The 18,530-nt window shown below is 63.4% G+C and carries 16 protein-coding genes and 1 pseudogene; 9 read left to right on the forward strand and 8 right to left on the reverse strand.

The window, feature by feature from the left end; genetic code table 11:
• Positions 1–200 precede the first annotated feature (200 nt).
• The 8 genes and pseudogenes from Thiowin_RS09415 (at position 201) to Thiowin_RS09450 (ending at position 6,387) form a co-directional block, all read left to right on the forward strand.
• Positions 201–713, forward strand: a pseudogene (locus Thiowin_RS09415) (carbon monoxide dehydrogenase beta subunit family protein).
• A 1-nt stretch (position 714) separates the two neighbouring features.
• A complete protein-coding gene (locus Thiowin_RS09420) occupies positions 715–1,284 on the forward strand; it encodes a hypothetical protein (RefSeq protein WP_328987472.1) in 570 nt (189 codons plus the stop codon).
• Positions 1,281–2,144 (forward strand): thiamine pyrophosphate-dependent enzyme, encoded by an 864-nt coding sequence (locus tag Thiowin_RS09425; RefSeq protein WP_328987473.1) that lies wholly within the window; start codon positions 1,281–1,283, stop codon positions 2,142–2,144. Before Thiowin_RS09420 ends, Thiowin_RS09425 begins: the two co-directional genes overlap by 4 nt.
• On the forward strand, positions 2,137–2,367 hold the full coding sequence (locus Thiowin_RS09430) for a 4Fe-4S binding protein (protein ID WP_328987474.1): 231 nt from the start codon (positions 2,137–2,139) through the stop codon (positions 2,365–2,367). The genes Thiowin_RS09425 and Thiowin_RS09430 overlap by 8 nt, the downstream gene beginning before the upstream one ends.
• A gap of 5 nt (positions 2,368–2,372) precedes the next feature.
• Positions 2,373–3,302, forward strand: coding sequence for a hypothetical protein (locus tag Thiowin_RS09435; RefSeq protein WP_328987475.1), 930 nt, complete (start codon positions 2,373–2,375; stop codon positions 3,300–3,302).
• A 97-nt stretch (positions 3,303–3,399) separates the two neighbouring features.
• Positions 3,400–3,990 carry a cytochrome b gene (locus Thiowin_RS09440; protein ID WP_328987476.1) on the forward strand — a complete coding sequence of 197 codons (591 nt, stop codon included), beginning with the start codon at positions 3,400–3,402 and terminating at the stop codon, positions 3,988–3,990.
• 7 nt (positions 3,991–3,997) lie between these two features.
• The gene (locus tag Thiowin_RS09445) at positions 3,998–5,413 is read left to right on the forward strand and encodes a hypothetical protein (RefSeq protein WP_328987477.1); all 1,416 of its coding nucleotides are present in this window, start codon (positions 3,998–4,000) and stop codon (positions 5,411–5,413) included.
• A 2-nt stretch (positions 5,414–5,415) separates the two neighbouring features.
• On the forward strand, positions 5,416–6,387 hold the full coding sequence (locus Thiowin_RS09450; protein ID WP_328987478.1) for a RibD family protein: 972 nt from the start codon (positions 5,416–5,418) through the stop codon (positions 6,385–6,387).
• 49 nt (positions 6,388–6,436) lie between these two features.
• Here Thiowin_RS09450 and Thiowin_RS09455 read toward each other — a convergent pair whose 3' ends face one another.
• The 8 genes from Thiowin_RS09455 to Thiowin_RS09490 form a co-directional block, all read right to left on the reverse strand.
• Positions 6,437–8,035 carry an ABC transporter permease/substrate-binding protein gene (locus Thiowin_RS09455; protein WP_328987479.1) on the reverse strand — a complete coding sequence of 533 codons (1,599 nt, stop codon included), beginning with the start codon at positions 8,033–8,035 and terminating at the stop codon, positions 6,437–6,439.
• A gap of 23 nt (positions 8,036–8,058) precedes the next feature.
• Entirely contained in the window at positions 8,059–8,790 is a 732-nt protein-coding gene (locus Thiowin_RS09460; protein WP_328987480.1) for an ATP-binding cassette domain-containing protein, read from the reverse strand.
• Positions 8,791–8,798: 8 nt separating this feature from the next.
• The gene (locus Thiowin_RS09465) at positions 8,799–9,617 is read right to left on the reverse strand and encodes a class I SAM-dependent methyltransferase (RefSeq protein WP_328987481.1); all 819 of its coding nucleotides are present in this window, start codon (positions 9,615–9,617) and stop codon (positions 8,799–8,801) included.
• Positions 9,610–10,701, reverse strand: a complete 1,092-nt coding sequence (locus Thiowin_RS09470) for a glycosyltransferase family 4 protein (protein ID WP_328987482.1) — start codon at positions 10,699–10,701, stop codon at positions 9,610–9,612. Before Thiowin_RS09470 ends, Thiowin_RS09465 begins: the two co-directional genes overlap by 8 nt.
• A 32-nt stretch (positions 10,702–10,733) precedes the next feature.
• Positions 10,734–11,144: a 6-pyruvoyl trahydropterin synthase family protein gene (locus Thiowin_RS09475; RefSeq protein ID WP_328988050.1), complete on the reverse strand. Its 411-nt coding sequence runs from the start codon at positions 11,142–11,144 to the stop codon at positions 10,734–10,736.
• Positions 11,145–11,203: 59 nt separating this feature from the next.
• The gene (locus Thiowin_RS09480) at positions 11,204–12,199 is read right to left on the reverse strand and encodes a zinc-dependent alcohol dehydrogenase (protein ID WP_328988051.1); all 996 of its coding nucleotides are present in this window, start codon (positions 12,197–12,199) and stop codon (positions 11,204–11,206) included.
• A gap of 11 nt (positions 12,200–12,210) precedes the next feature.
• Positions 12,211–13,986, reverse strand: coding sequence for a glucans biosynthesis glucosyltransferase MdoH (mdoH, locus tag Thiowin_RS09485; protein ID WP_328987483.1), 1,776 nt, complete (start codon positions 13,984–13,986; stop codon positions 12,211–12,213).
• A 194-nt stretch (positions 13,987–14,180) separates the two neighbouring features.
• On the reverse strand, positions 14,181–15,629 hold the full coding sequence (locus Thiowin_RS09490) for a dynamin family protein (RefSeq protein ID WP_328987484.1): 1,449 nt from the start codon (positions 15,627–15,629) through the stop codon (positions 14,181–14,183).
• Positions 15,630–16,505: 876 nt separating this feature from the next.
• On the opposite strand from Thiowin_RS09490, the gene Thiowin_RS09495 reads away from it, so the two are divergent.
• Positions 16,506–18,494 (forward strand): hybrid sensor histidine kinase/response regulator, encoded by a 1,989-nt coding sequence (locus tag Thiowin_RS09495; protein WP_328987485.1) that lies wholly within the window; start codon positions 16,506–16,508, stop codon positions 18,492–18,494.
• The last annotated feature ends 36 nt before the right edge of the window (positions 18,495–18,530 follow it).

Consider the following 18,530-nt stretch of genomic DNA (forward strand, 5'->3'; position numbering starts at 1 on the left):
GAACAATTCAGCAGAAGAATACGAATATACTTTACTTTCCGCAAGGTTTATTTCTAGCCCTTCCTCGTCTGGCCGCGTTCTGGCGCGCCTTAAGCGAATCAAGACACATGAAGACAATCGAATCGGAGGTTGACATGTTTCCACGGCAATACAAAGTGGTTCCGGGACCAGAAGGATTTCTGCCACCGGCCGCCGCCTTGATGGGCGTCGAACTGCCGGAGCTGGGTGAAGGTCTCGTCGAAGGTGCGCGGGTTCCGACCGCACGCGCGTTGGAAGAGGCCGCGATGCGACTAATACGCGCCAAAAAACCGACCTTCTTCCCCGGTCCGCTCATTCTCTGGAACTGGAAGGATGGGATCGCGGAATAGGCGCGGGCGCTAAAAGATTTGGCCGACACCCTGGGTGTGAAAATCATCCCGATGCCGGATGATCGGCCCAGGTACCCGATGATCAACCCGGAGATCGAGGTCAACCCTAACCATCCGAACCTGACCATCTGGCATAACAAGATCGATGTCTGCGTGTTCATCGGCGTGCATTGCCACTATGCCGATGTCGCCTTGAAGATCATTCGCGGCGGCACCGATTGCGCCACCATTGCCCTGTGCGCGGAAGCCGGCCACGAGGATGCCATGATCTCCCTGCGGGGTTTCAACTTGGCCGATTTGCAGGCGCTGACGGCGGCGGTCAAGCGGTTAAAGGCGGAGGACTGAGATGCGGCAGCAGCAAGTAAGAAGCCCCGAGTACCCGTTTTTCGAGGCGGAAAAGAAAAAGCACTTCCTGAGCGGCAGTGAAGCTATCCGCGAGACGATCAGGAAGGCAAATGTGGATATGGCCATCTCTTATCCCATCACGCCGCAGTCAGAGAGCATGCACCTGGTCGGCGACCTCTTTGCCGAAGGCTATGTGAAAGAGTATTTCCGCGGCGAAAACGAGTTCGCGGTCATGTCCTCGGTGGCCGGCGTGCGCGTCTTCACCGCCACCGGCGGCCCCGGCACTATGCGGGCGTTCGAGATGTTCCCGGTGTGGGCCGGCTCGCGACTGCCCATTGTCTGTGCCTTCTTGACCCGCGGCATCAACAGTCCGCTGACGATCCAGCCGGATACCATGCTGGAAAACGCGCCGTTATCGTGCCCGAGTTCAACCGGGCGGGCTGGCTGGCCAAGGAGATCAAGGCCGTGGTGGACGCCCCCCCGGCAGGTGGTTGGCGCTCCCCGGGTCTATGGCGGCATGACCATGCCAGCCCATCTCATCGTCGATGAAATCAGGAGGGTGCTCCAGTGAGTACGCGCATCGTCAGCATCTCGCCCGCGTTCGAGGACGTGATGCCCCAGGAATACAAGGAACTGGTGGAGAACGGCCCGTACGGGAAAGACTACAAGGTCACTGATCTGGGCAAGTACAAGGAACTGATCGAGGAGCATCCGCTGTGCGCCGGCTGCGGGCTGGCGCTGTCGCTGCGGCTGGTGCTCGGCTCGCTGCCGAGCCCCGAGGATACGGTGATCGTTGGCTCCACCGGCTGCAGCGCCCTGGTGTTTCCGCAGGTCGGCCTGCACAACGTCCACTTGCTGTTCGGCAACCAGAACGCCGTGGCGAGCGGCATCAAGCGCGCGCTGAGCCTGCGTTTTCCGGACCAGGTGAAGGATGTGGTCGTGGTTGCCGGCGACGGCGCCACTGCCGACATCGGCCTGGACATGGTCATGCAGTCCTGGTTCCGGCGCGAGAAGATCGCGACCATCATGCTCGACAACGAGGCCTACGCCAACACCGGCGGTCAGGAGAGCGGCATGAGCATGGAAGGGACTGTGATGAACATGGTGCCCAAGGGCAAGGTGTTCCCCAAAGCCGATCTGCCCCGGGTGGCCGAAGCCTCCGGCTGCGCCTATGTGGCCGCGACCTCCCCGTCGCGCCCGGGCAAGCTGGGCAAGATGGTGCGACGCGCCATCCTGATCGCCCGCGAGGTCGGATCCACCTATGTGCAGCTGCTCAGTCCCTGTCCCACCAACTTCAAGACCAAGCCCTCGGACACCTTGGTGTCGATCAAGACCCGGGAAAAGGAGAAGCACTTCAAGCAGTCCGAATACATCTCCGACGACGCCCGGAGTTACTTGAGCGCGCTCGAGGAGGCAAGCAGACATGGCTGAGAAAATTTCCATTCGCATGTCCGGCCTGGGCGGTCAGGGTGTCGTCACCGCGGCGCATATCCTGGGCATGGCCGCCTACAAGGATGATCTGCAGGTTACCACCTATTGCGAGGACAGAGACAAGGTAACCGTGGACCAGAAGCGTTGCAAGGGATGCGGCATCTGCATCACCCTGTGCACCAAGGATGCGATGAGCGTGAAACAAGTCAGCCTGAACGGCTAACCGTCATGTCTGGAACCGGAGGACGCGGGGACATTGGGTTGGAGCCGTTCGGTTTCCTGCCGCATCGGCACCAGCCGCGCTCCTTCGACGACGCACCCGCGCGCCTGAGGCGGCGCGTCCTCGGGGTTGACTACCTGCACCTGCGCGGCAAAGGCTCGGGCGATCTCTATGTCACCCGCCACGGATGGCCGGTGCTGGAGTCGATCCTCCCGTCGCAGTGGTTCGTCGGCGACCGTCTGAGCAAGATCGGGCGCCAGCTCGCCGGGGCGACCGGCGCCGTCTACCGGATGCCAGTCCCCCATCGGACGCGACCCGGGTTTGCGCTGGTGGTGAAGTTCAGCCGCTTCGCCCAGGATGCCCTGGTTTCGATCGACCCGAACGAGCCGCTGGGTTGGGCCGAGCGTGATCGGATCGCGGCGAGTGAGTTTTTGTCCCCTTTCCAGGAATTTGGCAACCTGGAGCGGTTGCGCGCGCGCGCCGGCGTGCGGATTCCGACCAAGGCGCCGCTGGCGATCTACTCGCCGGCAACCCGCTACCTCGGCTGGCAACTCGGGCGCATTGATCACCGCCGCTGGTGGTATGATCGCGTGCTCGCCGAGGATCAGGCCGAGCAGCCCGAGGATGCCCGAGTGGTTTATTTCTGGGAGCGGATCTACGTCCTGATCTATCGCTGGATCGACGGGGTCGACGCCGAGACGGCCTGTCAGCAGGCGTATCTCACCATCAGCGAGCTGCGCGCGCTCTACCAGAAGGCACGGCAAGAGCTGCGGGGTTTCGGCTGGGACGTGATCGATCACAAGGCGCGCCATGTCATCGTCCGCCCGGCTGTGGAGCCGGGCCGGCTGGTCCGTTGCCACGGCCGGACGCTCTGGGCGCTGGTCGATTACGAATTGCTGGTGCCTCATCCCGCGCCCGACTCGTCGCGCCCGGTATAGCGGCAGAGGGACCTGTTCACGCAGCCACCAGTCTCCTTGATGAGAGCGTTGAGAATCGATATTTGGCGATCATAGCTTAAACGAGGGAGATATTCTGATGTCCGCGGAGACCCACGACCCGTCGGTGAACGGCCGACCCTATGCCCTGATCCAGCGCCTGCTGCATTGGCTGATCGCTCTCTTCGTGATCCTGTTGCTGATGGCCGGTTTGGTGATTGGGACGCTCGGCTATGAGGGGCTGGTCGAGCGTTTCGGCAATGATGTGACCAATTTGATGTACAAAACCCATAAGACCTTTGGTGTGCTGGTTCTGGGGTTGATGATCGCGCGACTGGGGCTGCGTGTCGCGCTGGGCGCGCCAGATTACGCCCGCGCATTGCCGGGCTGGCAGCGCATCGCAAGCCGCGTCAGTCATTGGGCGTTCTATGGGTTGTTGATCGCCATGCCGGTTGTTGGCTGGCTCGCGACCGCGGCCGGTGGGTATCCGGTCGAGTTCTTCAATTGGACATTGCCCGGCTTGATCGACAGGAACCCGGAACTCAGCAAGGCCTTGTTCGAGCTCCACGCGCTGATCGGCTTCGTGCTGATCGCTTTGATCCTGGTTCACGCCGGCGCCGCGCTGCTGCATTGGCTCCTCTGGCGCGACGGGGTGATGCACCGCATGGCGTTGTTCGCCAAGCGCGACTGAATCGCCGATGGACTTAAGGTTCCGGCCTTCAGCCATGGATGCGGCCGGGCTGGCGCCGCGCGCGATCGACGGCCTGCTGGCGCTGGTCGCGGCGGCCTATCTGATCGCCGCCTGGGTCGGCTTGCCCTTGTATGCCGACGGCGGTCATTATCTGTTCCGCATCATCGTCGATGGCCTGCCCTATGTCTCGGACGGACGTCTGGCCGCCGTCATCCCGCAACTGCCGGCTTGGCTGCTGCTGCGATTCGGCGCCAGCCTCGATGCCCTGAGGCTGGCGTTCTCGCTCGGCTATCTGCTGCTTCCGGTGCTGTCGCTGCTGGCCTGCTGGTTGATCGTCCGCTCCCGCGCTCCCGGGTTGATGGTGCTCCCGGCAAGCGGCGCGCTGCTCAATCAGATCAATGCCTCTGCGGTCTCGGAACTGCTCGCCATCCTCTATCTGATCTGGCCGCTGGTCCTCGCGCTCAGCCTGTACGGAGAAAAACGCGCCGTCAGGTGGCTCCCGTGGCTGGCCCCGCCCCTGATCCTGACCCTGCATCCGGTCGCGCTGCTGGCCTGTCTGATGCTGGCCGTCGTCGTCGAGCTGACCATTCGGGATCGATGGCTGTCCGCCTGGCTCGCCGCCTGCGCCTTGCCGCGGCTGCTGTGGAGCCTGCGCGGGCTGAGCGGCTATGAACAATCCCACCTCGCCGGGGACGGCGCGCTCTGGTATCTGCTGACGCAGACGCCCGGGCAGCATCTGATGCTGTTTGGCGTCGTCGTGGTCGGCCTGGGCATCGCGCTTGCCTGGCTGAAAGGCCCGCTGCCTGTGTTCAGTTTCGCGCCAACGGCTGTTGCCGGTGTGCTGATCGTCGCCGCCATCCTCCTCGGCCACGAGTTGATCTGGGGACAGGGCTGGCGGCTGAAGTCCGGCATTACCTTCCCCGCGCAACTGCTGCTGATGTTGATCGCCGCGCTGCACAGCCCGGCCCGAGCGCGACGCCCCGCATCACATCCGCAAGCGCTCCTGTCCCACTGGACGCCGGTGTTGCGGATCGCCTTGATGGCCATCGCCGCGCTGATGCTGGTCAAGAGCGCGGCCTGGTGGACCGCGACCCGCGGGCTGCAGAATGTCGTCAGTGAACCTGGCGCGCCTTGTATTCAGCACGGTCGTCAGTCACCCTTTGCGCTGCAATGGCCATGGATGGCGATGATCGACGAGTGGAATGCACCCATGAATGCCTTGCTCTTCCGCCCCGATTTCAGACAGCGCGGAAGCGATACCCTCGCCCCGATCGCGATCCTGCTGCCACGCGATGGTTGCGAGCGGGTTGCGTCTACCGGGATGGCTTACATGACCCCATGGTTGCCGGTCTCCTGGCGCATCCTCGATGAGCGCTTTGGCCCCTTGCGGCCATTGTCCAGCGCACAGCCGGCGACGCCTTGAGCATGGACGCGAGCACTGACACCGAGTCGGCGCGGAGGCTGTGGGCGCTGATTCTCGGCGCCTCGCGGTTGGTTCGCTCGGGCGCGCTCGATCCCGGGATCCAGGGCCGTTTCGCACTGCGCGATGGACCCGCGCCCGCACTCGAGCGGGTGTCGGCGGGGCCAGAGGAGGCCGCCATCGAATGGTCACCGCGCGACGGCTGGCGACTGACGTCAGCGCCGCCCGCGGATCCGGCACGCTCCCTGGCTGAACTCTATCTACCACTGTGCCAACCCATGACCAAGGGTCGCCTGGTCTTCGCCCACCTCGGGCAAAGCATCGACAGCTGCGTCGCCACCGCCTGCGGGGACTCCTGTTATGTCACCGGGGATGAGAACCTGCGCCACCTGCACCGCATGCGCGCGCTCTCCGACGCCGTGCTGGTGGGCACCGAGACCGCCGCCTGCGATGACCCCCAACTCACCACACGGATGGTGAAGGGTGACAATGCCGTTCGCATCATTCTTGACCGCCGCCGTCGGCTGCGCGCGGATCTGCGCGTCTTCACCGACGATGCCGCGGACACCTGGCTGATCTGTGACCACAGCCGGCTTGCGGCGCCCGGCCCGGTCCCCAAGCGAGGGCGGCTGCTCGGCGTCCCGACCCGCGATGGTCGGCTGGATCTGAGCGTCCTGGTCAACACAGTCGCCGAGCTTGGCCTGCGCCGCCTGTTCATCGAGGGCGGCGGCGCCACCGTGTCGGCCTTTGTCGCCGCCGGTCTGGTCGATCGCTTGCAGGTCGCCATCGCGCCACTTTTGATTGGCGGCGGGCGCGCCGGCCTGTCGCCACCGACCAGCGACCTGCTGCGCAACGCCATCTGCCCGCCGTGTCGCCTCTATCGCATGGGGCGCGACATCCTCTACGACCTGGACATGCGCCATCCGCGCGAGGGTCGCGCCGATCAACCGCCGAGCGGTCTGGAGCGGATTGCCTGAGCGCTGTCATCCGCGGACCCAGGTCACCCGGAGAGCCAGGTCAGGCAGTTCAGCCGTTCGCATTCCGCCCCAGCCCGCGAATGCCGCGCGGCAGCGCGGCGTGCTCGGCGCGCTCGAACAGCCATTGCACCAGCACCGCGAGCGCCGCGGCCGGCAGCGCGCCTTCGAGAATCAACCCCAGGTCGTCGAGGCGGATGCCGGCCAGAATGGGTTGGCCATAGCCGCCGGCGCCGATCAGGGCGCCGAGGGTGGCGGCGCCAACATTGATGACCGCGGCGGTCTTGATGCCGGCGAGGATGGTTGGCAGCGCCAGCGGGATCTCGACCAAGCGTAGGCGCGCGCTCGGCGGCAGCCCGAGTGCGTCGGCGGACTCGATCATGGCGGTGGGAATGCCGTTGATCCCGGCGTGGGTGTTGCGCACGATCGGCAACAGGCTATAGAGGAACAAGGCCACCAGAGCCGGGCCGGCGCCGATGCCGAAGAAGGGGATCATCAACACCAGCAAGGCCAGCGCCGGAATGGTCTGCGCGATACCGACAGTGGCCAGCAGCAGCTGACCGAGGCGCGGTCGGTGCGCGGCGGCGAGGCCCAGCGGGATGGCAACCAGCACGGCCGCGAACAGGGACACCCCGACCAGGGTGACATGCTCAAGTGTGCGTTGCGCGAGGCGGCTGGCGAGACTCCGGGTATGGGTCTGCGTCTCGACCCCCAAGCGCTTGCGCAACAGCTCGCCGGCCACCTGCTGCTCGGAGCGGCCCTCAAGTTGAACGGCGGCATTCATCGCCGTCATGCGCGCGGCGTCGATCAGCCCCAGGGCTCGTTGAAGCGCGACCACGGCATCCGGCGAGCGCCGCGCCAGGTCGGCGCGATAAAGCAAGACCGCGTCGTACTGGGTGAACCAGTCGCGATCATCACGCAGCGGACGCAGCTGGTAATGGGCAATCTCGGCGTCGGTGGTGTAAAGATCGGTCAGGTCCGCCTCGCCGCTTGCGAGCGCGCGGTAGGCCAGCTCATGCTCCAGCCCCCGGACATCGGTCTGCGGCAGTCCGTAGAAGGATCTTAGCCCCGCCCAACCATCGGCACGGTCCATGAACTCGTTGCCAAAGCGAAACCGCAGCTCGGGGTGATCCAACAGATCCGAAATGCGCGCGATGCCAAGCGATGCCGCCCGCGCTTCCGGCATGCCAAGGGCATAGTTGTTCTGATATCCGAGCGAGCCGGCCAGGCGGATGCCCCGGGCGGCCAGCCGCGCCTCCAGGCTTTGGCTCGGGCTTTGGCTCGGGCTTTGTCCCAGATTGGCGCCCTCCTCCGGCAGTATCTCGTGCAGCAGCGTCCCGGTGTAGTCGACATAGGCATCAATCTCACCATTGACGAGCGCATTGAAGACAATGCGGGTGCCGCCGAGCGCCCGCCGGTGCCGCACCGGCAGACCGGCCTCGGCGACCAGCCCCTGCAGCACCTCGCCAAGAATGATCCCCTCGGTGAACTTCTTGCTGCCGATTAGGATCTCGTCATCCGGGCGGCTGCATGCGCCGAGCAAACCGAGCACCAGAACGACCAAGACCAGCCGCCAGCCGAGCCGCGCGCAGCGCCCGGTCACGCCGCTTGGCCGGGCTGCTGGTGCAACTCGTCGCGCGCGGCCCGGCATGGGAGAAATCCGTGCTCGGACCTTCATGCGAGATGACTGCGCTGCGCGCGCACGAAACGTTCGACGAAGGGCTCGGCGGGCTGGTTCAGCATATCGGCCAGGGTTCCGCTCTGCACGATGCGGCCAGCGCGCATCAGCACGATGCTGTCGGCTAGGAAGGCCGCCTCGGGCAGGTCGTGGGTCACCAGAACGACTGTCTTGCCCAGGGTCGCGAAGATCTCTTTGAGTTCCTCCTGCAGGTCGAAGCGGATCATGGGATCCAGGGCGCCGAGCGGCTCGTCGAGCAACAAAACCTCCGGGTCCAGCATCAAGGCGCGCATCAGTCCCAGGCGCTGATTCTGGCCGCCGGACAGCTCACCGGGATAGCGTGCCAAGGCCACGCGCGGGAAATGCGTCAGCTCCAGCAGCTCGGTCAGCCGGGTGTCGATCCGCGCCGGGGGCCAATTCAAGTAGCGGGCCATGAGCGCGACGTTCTCTTGTGCCGTCAGATGCGGAAACAGGCCGCCCTGCTGAATCACATAGCCCATGCGCTGGCGCTGGGAACGCATCGTCTTGCGCTCAAGGCCTTGGCCATCGAAGCGCACCTGTCCCGCATCGGGCTCGATCAAGCCAATCAGGGTGCGTAACAGCGTGGATTTGCCACAGCCAGATGGCCCGATCAGCGCCGTGGTCCGCCCGCGCGCAAGCCGCAGACTGACGGCGTCCAGGGCCAGGGTTGCACCATAGTGCTTGGTGACTTGATCGAGCTCGAACATGCGCGACTCTACTGCGGCTGAAGAAACAGATCCTGGTGGCCGACGCGGATCAGCAACTCGCCGGCGGCGAGAGCGGCCTGACGCCGACCATGCCATGCCTGGATGCGCGCGCTCTCGCTCGGCCGTCGTCGCTCGACCGCCTCCGCCCAGCCCGCGATCAGATGCGCGGCGAGAGCGCGGTCAGTGCGGTCCAATCGCCAATCCGACCGGCCCTGATGCAGGCGGAACCCCTGTGCTTCGCCGAACTGCCGGAGTGTGCGTGCCGCATCCGGCCCGAGCGCCGGCCCCAGGCCCTTGTCTCGGCGCTGATCGGTGTTGAATTCCGTCATCATCCAGTCGTCATCGGGGTGCTTGGGATGCAGGTCGACGTGTCCGTCATAGGTGGTCGCGACCAAGAGCGCGGCGCCTTTGCGCCGACACAAGGCCACCAGGTCTGCTAGCCAGGCCGCGGATACCAGATCCAGTAGCGCGCTGGCGCTCACCAGGGTCGAGGCTTCGATGTCGGCAAGCGCGTCTAAAGCCCGCAGCGAGCCCAAGCGGGTGCTCAGTCCCGCGAGCCGTGACGAATCGGGTGCCGTGGCGACCAGCCGCTCGAGCAGCTCCGCATCCTGATCGATACAAACCCAGTGCTGGAGACCCGGCAGCCGCGGAAGAAGATAGCGCAGATTGGAGCCAGACCCACAACCGAGATCGACCACCGGCAGCTGATCGCGGCCGGCGGCCCAGCGAGTGACCGCCGCCAGGACGGGCGCCGATCGCGAGCGATGGTCGACCGGCTCGCGCAGGCTCAGCCAATCCGTCGCGAAGCGCTCGGTCTCCTCAGGCATGGGCGGGTTCCACCGGCGCCGTCGGCGCGTCAAGCGGCGCCGGATGCTGCCCGAAATGCTCCAGCGCCTGGGCAAAGGCGAGCGCTGACTGGCGCCAATTTGGCAGGCCGAGCGCGGCACGCCGGGCGCCCTCGGCAAGACGGGCGCGCAGGCTGGAGTCGAGGATCAGGGTCCGCAACGCGTCGCGCAAGGCGGCGACATCCTCGACCGGCACCTTCAAGCCCGCCGTGTCGGGGAGGGTTTCGGCGGCGGCGCCCCCGCGCGTCACGACCATCGGCAAGCCATGCGCCAGTGCTTCGGCAATCACCATGCCATAGCCTTCAAAGCGGGTCGCCAGCACCGCGACATTGGCCTGTCGGTAATATTGTTCGACTTCCGCTGCAGGCAAGGTGCCGGTCAAGTGCACCCGCTCGCCGAGGCCCAAGTCCTCGCGCAGCGCGAGGATGCGCGCCGTCCAGGTCGGATCGCGCGTCACATCACCGATGCAGGTCAACTGCCAGCGCAGGTGGCGAAGCTCGGACAGGGCTTGCAGCAGCAGGTCATGACCTTTGCGCTCGATGAGGCTCGCGACGCAGAGCAGGGAGACCGGGGCCTTGCCAACATGATCGGTCGGATCGGTTCGGGCGCCAAGGCGTTGGAAGCCTTGGTCGACGCCGGGCTCGACCACCCGCAGCCGCTCCCGTGGCACCTGATAGCGGACTAGGCGTTGCGCCGTGAATTCACTGGTCAGGATGATGCCGCGCACCCAGGCCAGCGCGCGCGCCTCGCTGTGCCGCAGTTCGGCCTGGCGTGCCGGGTCGAGCCCGGTTTCATCCGCGAGCGGGTGATGCACCAGGGCGACCAAGCGCAGGCGCTGGCCATGCTCTCGCGCCGGCTCCGGCATCGCGCCCAAAGCCAAGCCGTCGATCAGCACCATGGCTTGTTCGGGGATCGCCGCCAAGGTCCGCCGGGCATGCTCCAGGGCGCAATCCGAGGGGTTGGGAAAGCTGTCGTCGAGACGGCGGACTTCCAGCTTCCAGCCGAGCTCGGCAAGACCGGACGCGATGCGCCGGTCATAGGCATAGCCGCCGCTTGCTGTGTTCAAGTCGCCGGGAATCAGAAACCACAGCGTCCGTGTCACGTCGCGTGAGGCAATGCCGCCTCGAAAAAGCCCCAGGCGCGATGGGATTCGGCCAGCTCGACCCGGAGGCTGGTCAGGCCCGCCGCGGCCGCGCCAAGCTCGCCGTCGGCGATGCGCCGCGCCATGGCATCGAAAATGGAGCGGGCCAGGAATTCCGTGGTCGTGTTCTGACCGGCGAACCGAGGCACTTCGTCCAGATTGCGGTAGTCGAGCTCGTCCAGCACCGCGCGCAAGGCCGCGCTGGCGAGGCCGATGTCGACCACCAGGTTGGATTCGTCCAACGCCTCGCGGCGAAAATCCAAGTCCACGACATAGGTGGCGCCATGCAGCCGTTGCGCGGGGCCGAACACCTCCCCCTCGAAGCTATGAGCGATCATCATCTGATCACGAACGCGAATCCCGTACATCGTCGTCCCCCGATTGAGTTTCACCTGCCCGCTTGAGATTTAAGATTATCACCGATGCATCAGCGCGCCGTCTGCGCGAGCGGATAGCGGATGCGATGCATCAGCGCGCCTTGCGGATCCTGGGCGAGCCGCGCCTGCACCTCGGGCAGCTCGGCGAACGGGCTCTCGGCGCTGATCAGGCAATCCAGCACCGGGTCTTTGAGCAGTGCCAGGGCGAGCGCCATGCGGCGGCGGTGATCCCAGCGCGCCCGCTGGGCGTCCGCGACGCTCCCGACTTGGGAGGAGATCAAGCGCAAGCGACGCTGATGAAAGCCCTGGCCAAGCGCAAGCGGCACAGTGCGGGTGCCAAACCAGCTGAGTTCGATCACCCGCGCCTCGAAGCCGGCCAGTTCCAGCGCGCGCGCCAAACCCGCGGGCGAACCGCTCGCATGAATGACCAGATCGGCCTCCGCGCTGGCTTGGTCCGGATGGCGATAGGCAACACCGAGCGCGACGGCAATGGCGGCACGCCGCGGATCGAGATCGATCAACTCGACCTCGGCGCCCGGGATCTGTCCCGCCAACCAAGCACAGAGACTGCCAAGAACGCCGCCGCCAACCACCGCGATGCGGTCACCAACCCGGGCGGCCGCGTCCCAGAGTGCGTTGATCGCGGTTTCCGTGTTCGCCGCCAGCACGGCGCGCTCGGGCGCCAGACCAGCAGGCAGGGGATGCACCCAGTCGAGGGGCACCTGAAACACCGTTTGATGGGGAAAGAGACAGAAGACCGGGGAGCCGATCAAGTCGTCCGGTCCCGCCTCGACGCGCCCGACATTGCAGTAGCCATATTTGACCGGCGCCGGAAAACGCCCGGCTTGGAAGGGCGCGCGCATGCGCTCGAATTCGCTCTCCGGAATCTCGCCGCGAAACACCAAGCCCTCGGTCCCACGGCTAATGCCGCTGAACAGGGTGCGTATTCGCACAGCGCCCGCGGCCAGCGGCGGCAGACGTTCCTCGCGCAGCTCTCCGCGACCCGGCGCGTTCACCCAGAAGGCCGTGGCGATAGGATTCTCCAGCGCCACCTGTGCTAAGACCTCCCCGCCGCGCCCGCCATCCGCGCCCGATCGCTCTCCAGCGCCTCGAGATGCAGAGAGGCCAGGAAGGGACTTGGCATCAATTCCTCGGGAATCGTCCACAAACCCCGTCGCGTCACCCAGCGCCCGAGGCGCGGATCGGCGCTCAGCACCGCGATCGGCACGGCCAGCAGGGCGCCGATGAAAAAGGGCGACAAGAGCGCCACCGTCAGGCCGCCGTGGGTGATCAGGGCCAGGGTCGCCGCCAATCCGAGCAGGCTTTGCGGCCAGAGTCGTCGCCAGGCCAAGGCCACCGGCACCCGATGCGTCGCCCGCCGCTGCGGCTCCCACACCAGCTTCTTACCCGCCAGCAAGCCGCCGATGAAGACCGTGTGAGCAATGGCCAACACGGGTGCCAGCAAGGTGCTGAAAACCGCCTCGCCAAGGGCGCCGCCGATCACCCGAGAGGCGCCGCCAAAAGCGCGCCTTCTGTGCGCATCGACCAGCACGTCGATCACCGAGGCGAGCTTGGGCGCGAACACCATGGTCAGGATGATGAACAACAGCGGCATGCCGTAGCCGGGATCGAACAGGGCGGATCCGGAGGCGAAAAAGGCCCGGGACGCCGCGATCACCATCAGCAGCACCCAGAATGGCGAGCCGACGAACATCAGGATGGCCAAGACCAACTGCACCCGGCTGATGACATGAAGACCGGGCATCCAGAGCAGCCTCAGATACTGGAGATTCCCCTGGCACCAGCGCAGATCGCGGCGGATATACTCCAACAGGGTGGTGGGATTCTCCTCATGGCTGCCGGTCTCTTCCGGCAGCACGCGCACCTGATACCCGGCACGACGCATCAGCACCGCCTCGATCTGATCGTGGCTCAGCACCCAGCCGGACAGCGGCCCGCGACCGGGAATGGGCGCAAGCCGGCAATGCGCGATGAAGGGACGCACCCGCAGCAGTGCATTGTGTCCCCAGTAAGGGCCACAATCGCCCTGCCACCAGGCACTGCCCAGGGTGTAGGAGCGCATCCCGAATCGCATGCCGAACTGAAACACCCGCGCGAAGGCGCTGGCGGATGGCAGCCCTACCACCAAGCTTTGCAAAATGCCGAGACCAGGATTGGCCTGCATGATGCGCACCATGCGCAGCAGGGTGTCCGGGTCCATCAGGCTGTCGGCATCGAGCACCAAGGCCAGGTCGTAATCCGCCCCGCGGCGCTCCATGAACTCGCCGATGTTGCCAGCCTTGAAGCCCGGGTTGTCGCGCCGTCGCCGATAGCTCAGGGACAAGGCAGATCCCCAGCGATCGCGGAAGCTCGCCATCAAGCCTTCCTCCTCGGCGATCCATTCCGCCCAGGTCGAGTCGCTCAGCAGATGGACCGCGAAACCATCCGCCACCCCGCGTTCGACCAGCCCGGCCACCATGCGGTCGAGGTTGCGGAATACGGTCGCCGCATCCTCATTGCGGATGCAGCTCAGAATGGCGACCTTCTGATCGACCGTCCTGTTCCAGCCTTGGTCTAGGGGAAACACCCTGGCCACCGGATCGCGAGAGAAGCGCATCAGCCACAGGCCAATGGCCGCGTTCCAAAAGCCAATGGCCGTCCAAGGCAGCGTGAAAACGAAACAGACCAGCAGCGCCCAATCCAGCCCATCAAGCCCGCCCGGGCTTAGGGTTTTGGCCATCAGAAGAAACAAGAAAAAGCTCGTCGAGATAACCGCGACGGCGAAGACCAAAGGCCGGACGCCCGAGGCCCGGGCTTCAGCGCGGGCCGGCATTGTTTGACGTCGCAGGCGCGAAAGGAAAAAATCTCTTAGGGAAGAGCTCAACTAAAGTAGCCAAACTTATTACATTGGATGACGTTGCGATGATGGGATCCGCCTCCGAGTTGCGCTGACCGACACCCGCGAAGTGATCCTTTTGGAACCCGACACGACCATCGACCCAACCCAACCCGGTGCGCCTTCTCAGCTCAGAAGAACGTTTTACGCTTAGGTTTCGTGGGTCTAATACCTTCGCCCAGCCGCGGATGGAGCGGCTCTGATGCTGATGCAGGGAACATCGTCGGCCGATCCTGCTCCAAAGCGGGTGCGGGTGCCTCGCTATTACGCATGGCGTTGTAGAGTCTGCTCCTTAGCCGCGGGATCAACTCGCCCGTCACTTCCTCAAGATGCTCACGCTTGTGCCAACTCATCTTCTCGAATGACTGGAGGCCGCTTTTTTCAGCAATCTCGCGGGCGCGTGGGCTGATATCTTCCCACATCATGCGCAAGTCCTCCGCTCGTTCGCGCACCAGCAACTCTTGATCATGGAGTGTTTCAAAAATCTGGTCGAAGCGAGCAATCAGGCGCCTTTGGGTCCGCGGGAGACTCATGTACTCAATGACTACGAAAGCCAGGACAGCGGTCACTGCAACCGCTGGCAAGGCCACAACCATGCCGGTGCCAAAGGCGGCAGCGCCCAGTGCGCCGAAGAGCAGCAACAAGAAACCTCGCCAGCGCGCGCGGATGGATTTGAACTTTTCGGCAGCCCTGTCGATCACCATGGCGTGCAGCCGGAGCCGCTCGGCATAGGCCTGTAGCTGTGTGATCTGGTTGTCCATCCGCCGGGTCGGGGCACGGCGTAACTCAGCGATCAGGTCGTTGCGCGCCTTCTCGAAGTCCTCCATCGGCAGGCGCGACTTCGGCTTGTCGGCCAGGGGTACAAAGGTGTTATAGATCATCGGCAAGTCTTTGCGCGGGATCACCTTTCCCAGGTTCCAGCAGAGCGCCCCATAGGCCCGCGCGAAGTCGTGCAAGCTCTGGAACTGATCCACCTTGTTCAAGATGATCAACATTTTATGGTCGATGCCGGCCAAGGACTCGCGGAAGACTTGAAGCGTTTCGCCCGTCGTTCCGGGCTTATCAGGATCAAAAAAGACCATCACAAGGTCGGCACGTTCTGCGAACCAACGCACCACGCCGGGGAAGTCAAAACCACGGCCGTTCTCGGCTTTGGCCTCGTCGATCATGCCCGGGCTGTCGATCAGCGTCACGGTTTGCAAGAGTTCGGCGGGGCGCAGTTTTAGCCGCACATGCGAGACCAATTGGTCGCCAAATTGCCGGAGTCCCTCATAGGGCAAATCAGGATTGCTCACGACAGCAGGTCCATCTCGCTCGGTCGCGGTCGAGCCGTGAGTGATGATGGTGAACCCGTCATCCGTGGGTGCAACCCCAGTCTTCTGAACATCGTCGCCCAGGAGATGATTGACAAAAGTGGACTTTCCCGATGAGTGATTGCCCAATAGTAAGACCTGTGGCGGCCGCCGCAACTCGCCCACAGTGGGTGGACGTCGGAACATGAACTGTTTTGCCAGCGGGGCGAGAGGGTCCTCGTAGTAGTCGCGGATCCGGTTCGCGAATTCTCCCATCGTGTTTCGCAAAATTCGGCCTCTTTTTGTATACTTTATGAGGGATTAAGAACTCTGAGCGACCCTGTGCGTGCAAGTCGAACTGCTTTGAGAGACTAACGAGAACCGGAATGTCGGTCAAGACGCGGTGAGGCTGCGTGCCATGCGACCAGAGATCGGCGACCTTCATTAGATGACGACCGTTCGGCTGCACGGCAAAGAAAGCTGCCATGATTCACCCTCATCTTACTCAAACAAATCCCATTGGTGCGGTGTTCATTGTTTCTTCGCTGGCTAGTGCGGCCCGTTTCAATGCTTAGATTAGCGTGTCCAAGACGACTCCGGCATGGCGGACTTTAGTTTGTTCGATCATCGCTTGGGTGACAGAAGATTTTAATCCTGGTACCTTTTTATTCCCTTTTTATTCCAATTGGTAAGCAAAGACAATGCAGTTAGAAAAAGAGTATTTGCCTGCGCATGAAGGGTGAAATTTAGCCCAGCGGGAACAATGCCGCTACACACGATTCGAACATACTCGAAGAGCCGGCGCGGTCCATCCGAGACGCCGTTACTAGAATCTCCCCGTCTTTTTGAGCGGCTTGGCCCGAGCAACGACTGGAACACACCCTCTCGTTGCTGCAAATCGTAACAGCTTGGGAGTAGCATTACCCCGGTGTTGCCTCGTCGTTCGAGCACCATTTTTTGATCGGGAATTTCTTATTTATCGACGATGCGGGAATGGTCCGTGGCATCAAAGCCGGGATTCTCTTAGCCGATGGCGACAGCCCCTTGGAGCTAGACCCTTGGAGCTAGACGAGCCCCTATTGATGGATCCCGATTCAGCTATGCATTTCCGTGCTGGAGGCGCGCCAAACAGTGGAAGCTCACCAAGTTCGCGAATCACCACAGATGGTGAAGCTCGTGGGTGTTTTTGAAAAAAACACTGACCACAAGCATCAAGAAAACGCCTCGAAGCGCTCTGAGCAACGCCTTAAGGAAGCGCAACGGCTTGGCGGCTTGGGTGACTGGGACTGGGACCCGGCAACCGACACCGTCACCTGGTCGGAGAATCTCTACCACATTTTCGGCTTGGAGCCGAATCAGCCGCCGCCAAACTATCAAGGCCAGCTCGCGCTCTACCATCCAGAGGACGCCCAGACATTACACCAAGCCGTGACACGGGTGCTGGATGATGGGACGCCCTACCAACTCGAGTTGCGGCGCACGACGCCGGATGGGCGCGAGCGCTGGCTCAAAGTCAATGGTATTGCCGAGCGGGACGCAGACGGGCGGGTGATCCGCCTTTATGGGTCCATGCTGGATATCACAGACCTCAAACTGGCCGAGAACGCTCGCTGGGAAAGCGAGGCACGGTTCACCCTTGCCTACCGCAACAGTCAGGTTGCCATGGCCCTGGTTGCCACGGATGGACGCTTTCTGGATGTCAACGACGCGGCTTGTCGGATGTACGGCCACAGCCGCCAAGAGCTTCTCGATGCCTCCATTCTGGACATCACCCACCCTCTGGACCGAGAGCAATGCGTTCAGCGCTATCTGCGCTATGTCGAGCAGGATCTCGACGGCTATGATTGCGATGCCCGCTACCTCACCAAGAATGGCCAGGTTCGCTGGGGAATGCTGGTGGTTTCCAAGGTGAGAAACGCTGGCGGGGAGTTCCTCTACTCGGTCACCCAGACCATGGATCTGACACCGTTGAAGCAGGCCCACGAAGCCTTGCTGAAAGCCAAGGAACAGGCCGAGTCCGCCGACCGCGCCAAGTCCGAATTTCTCGCCAACATGAGTCACGAGATTCGCACCCCCTTGAATGGCGTCCAAGGCATGCTCCAGCTCATGCGGGAACTCGACCCGGAACCGACCATGGCCGAATGCATTGACATCGCCATGGAGTCGTCGCAAAGCCTGCTCAGGATTATCAATGATGTCCTCGATCTGTCCAAGATCGAGGCTGGAAAACTCTCGATTCATCCCGAACCCCTCGCCCTCGAATCCTTGCTGCGCACGGTGATCGCCAGCTTTGCTCACCAAACCCGGTCCAAGGATCTGCTGCTCCATTCCCACATCGCTCCGGCAACCCCGACCGCCGTGATCGGCGACGCGACACGATTGCATCAGGTGCTGTTCAACCTGGTGGGCAACGCCGTTAAATTCACGGACCAGGGAGAAGTGCGAATTGAGGTGTCGGTACTGGAACAGATGGATCACGAGCATGTCCGTCTGAGATTCTCCGTGAGCGATACTGGCATCGGTATCCCGGCGGAAATGCTCGGTGAATTGTTCAAACCCTTCACCCAAGTGGATAGTTCATCGCGGCGCCGCTTTCAGGGCACCGGCCTGGGTTTGGCGATCGTCAAGCGGTTGGCCGCTCTGATGGACGGGCAGGTCAGCATCGAGAGCGAGCCAGGCCATGGTACCCAGATCTGCTTCGACATCCCTGTCGCTGTGTTCTCCCTCGAGACCACGAACGACACCCCCGCGGCGCCCGCGCTTGTCCGTCCCGAGCATTCTTCCACCAGGTCATTGCGCGTGTTGGTGGTCGATGATGATCAGGCCAGCATCAAGGTTCTGGTCATGGCGCTCCACCAATGGGGCCATCTTGTCTGCACCGCAATGAATGGACGCGAGGCCATTGACAGGTTAACCGAGCAATCCTTTGATCTAGTGCTGATGGATGTACGGATGCCGGACATGGACGGACTCGCGGCGACGCGACACATCCGCAGTCAAGAAAAAGAACAGCAGCGCTCGCCAGTTCGCATCATCGCCCTTACCGCGCATGCATTTGCAGGGGATCGCGAAAGATGCATCGCCGCTGGCATGGATGATTACCTCAGTAAGCCCATCGACACCGAGAAACTCCGCATGGCGATCACAGAGTAGAATCCTCCGATCTTGACGCATCCCAATCCCTTTGAT

Source organism: Thiorhodovibrio winogradskyi (genome assembly GCF_036208045.1).
Classification (GTDB): domain Bacteria; phylum Pseudomonadota; class Gammaproteobacteria; order Chromatiales; family Chromatiaceae; genus Thiorhodovibrio; species Thiorhodovibrio winogradskyi.

Bases quoted from the DNA above. Each gene is read 5' to 3' on its own strand.
- Thiowin_RS09420 (WP_328987472.1), top strand. From the start codon at position 715: ATGCGGCAGCAGCAAGTAAGAAGCCCCGAGTACCCGTTTTTCGAGGCG.
- Thiowin_RS09430 (WP_328987474.1), top strand. From the start codon at position 2,137: ATGGCTGAGAAAATTTCCATTCGCATGTCCGGCCTGGGCGGTCAGGGT.
- Thiowin_RS09435 (WP_328987475.1), top strand. From the start codon at position 2,373: ATGTCTGGAACCGGAGGACGCGGGGACATTGGGTTGGAGCCGTTCGGT.
- Thiowin_RS09440 (WP_328987476.1), top strand. From the start codon at position 3,400: ATGTCCGCGGAGACCCACGACCCGTCGGTGAACGGCCGACCCTATGCC.
- Thiowin_RS09445 (WP_328987477.1), top strand. From the start codon at position 3,998: ATGGACTTAAGGTTCCGGCCTTCAGCCATGGATGCGGCCGGGCTGGCG.
- Thiowin_RS09450 (WP_328987478.1), top strand. From the start codon at position 5,416: ATGGACGCGAGCACTGACACCGAGTCGGCGCGGAGGCTGTGGGCGCTG.
- Thiowin_RS09455 (WP_328987479.1), bottom strand. From the start codon at position 8,035: ATGCCGGGCCGCGCGCGACGAGTTGCACCAGCAGCCCGGCCAAGCGGC.
- Thiowin_RS09460 (WP_328987480.1), bottom strand. From the start codon at position 8,790: ATGTTCGAGCTCGATCAAGTCACCAAGCACTATGGTGCAACCCTGGCC.
- Thiowin_RS09465 (WP_328987481.1), bottom strand. From the start codon at position 9,617: ATGCCTGAGGAGACCGAGCGCTTCGCGACGGATTGGCTGAGCCTGCGC.
- Thiowin_RS09475 (WP_328988050.1), bottom strand. From the start codon at position 11,144: ATGTACGGGATTCGCGTTCGTGATCAGATGATGATCGCTCATAGCTTC.
- mdoH (WP_328987483.1), bottom strand. From the start codon at position 13,986: ATGCCGGCCCGCGCTGAAGCCCGGGCCTCGGGCGTCCGGCCTTTGGTC.
- Thiowin_RS09495 (WP_328987485.1), top strand. From the start codon at position 16,506: ATGGTGAAGCTCGTGGGTGTTTTTGAAAAAAACACTGACCACAAGCAT.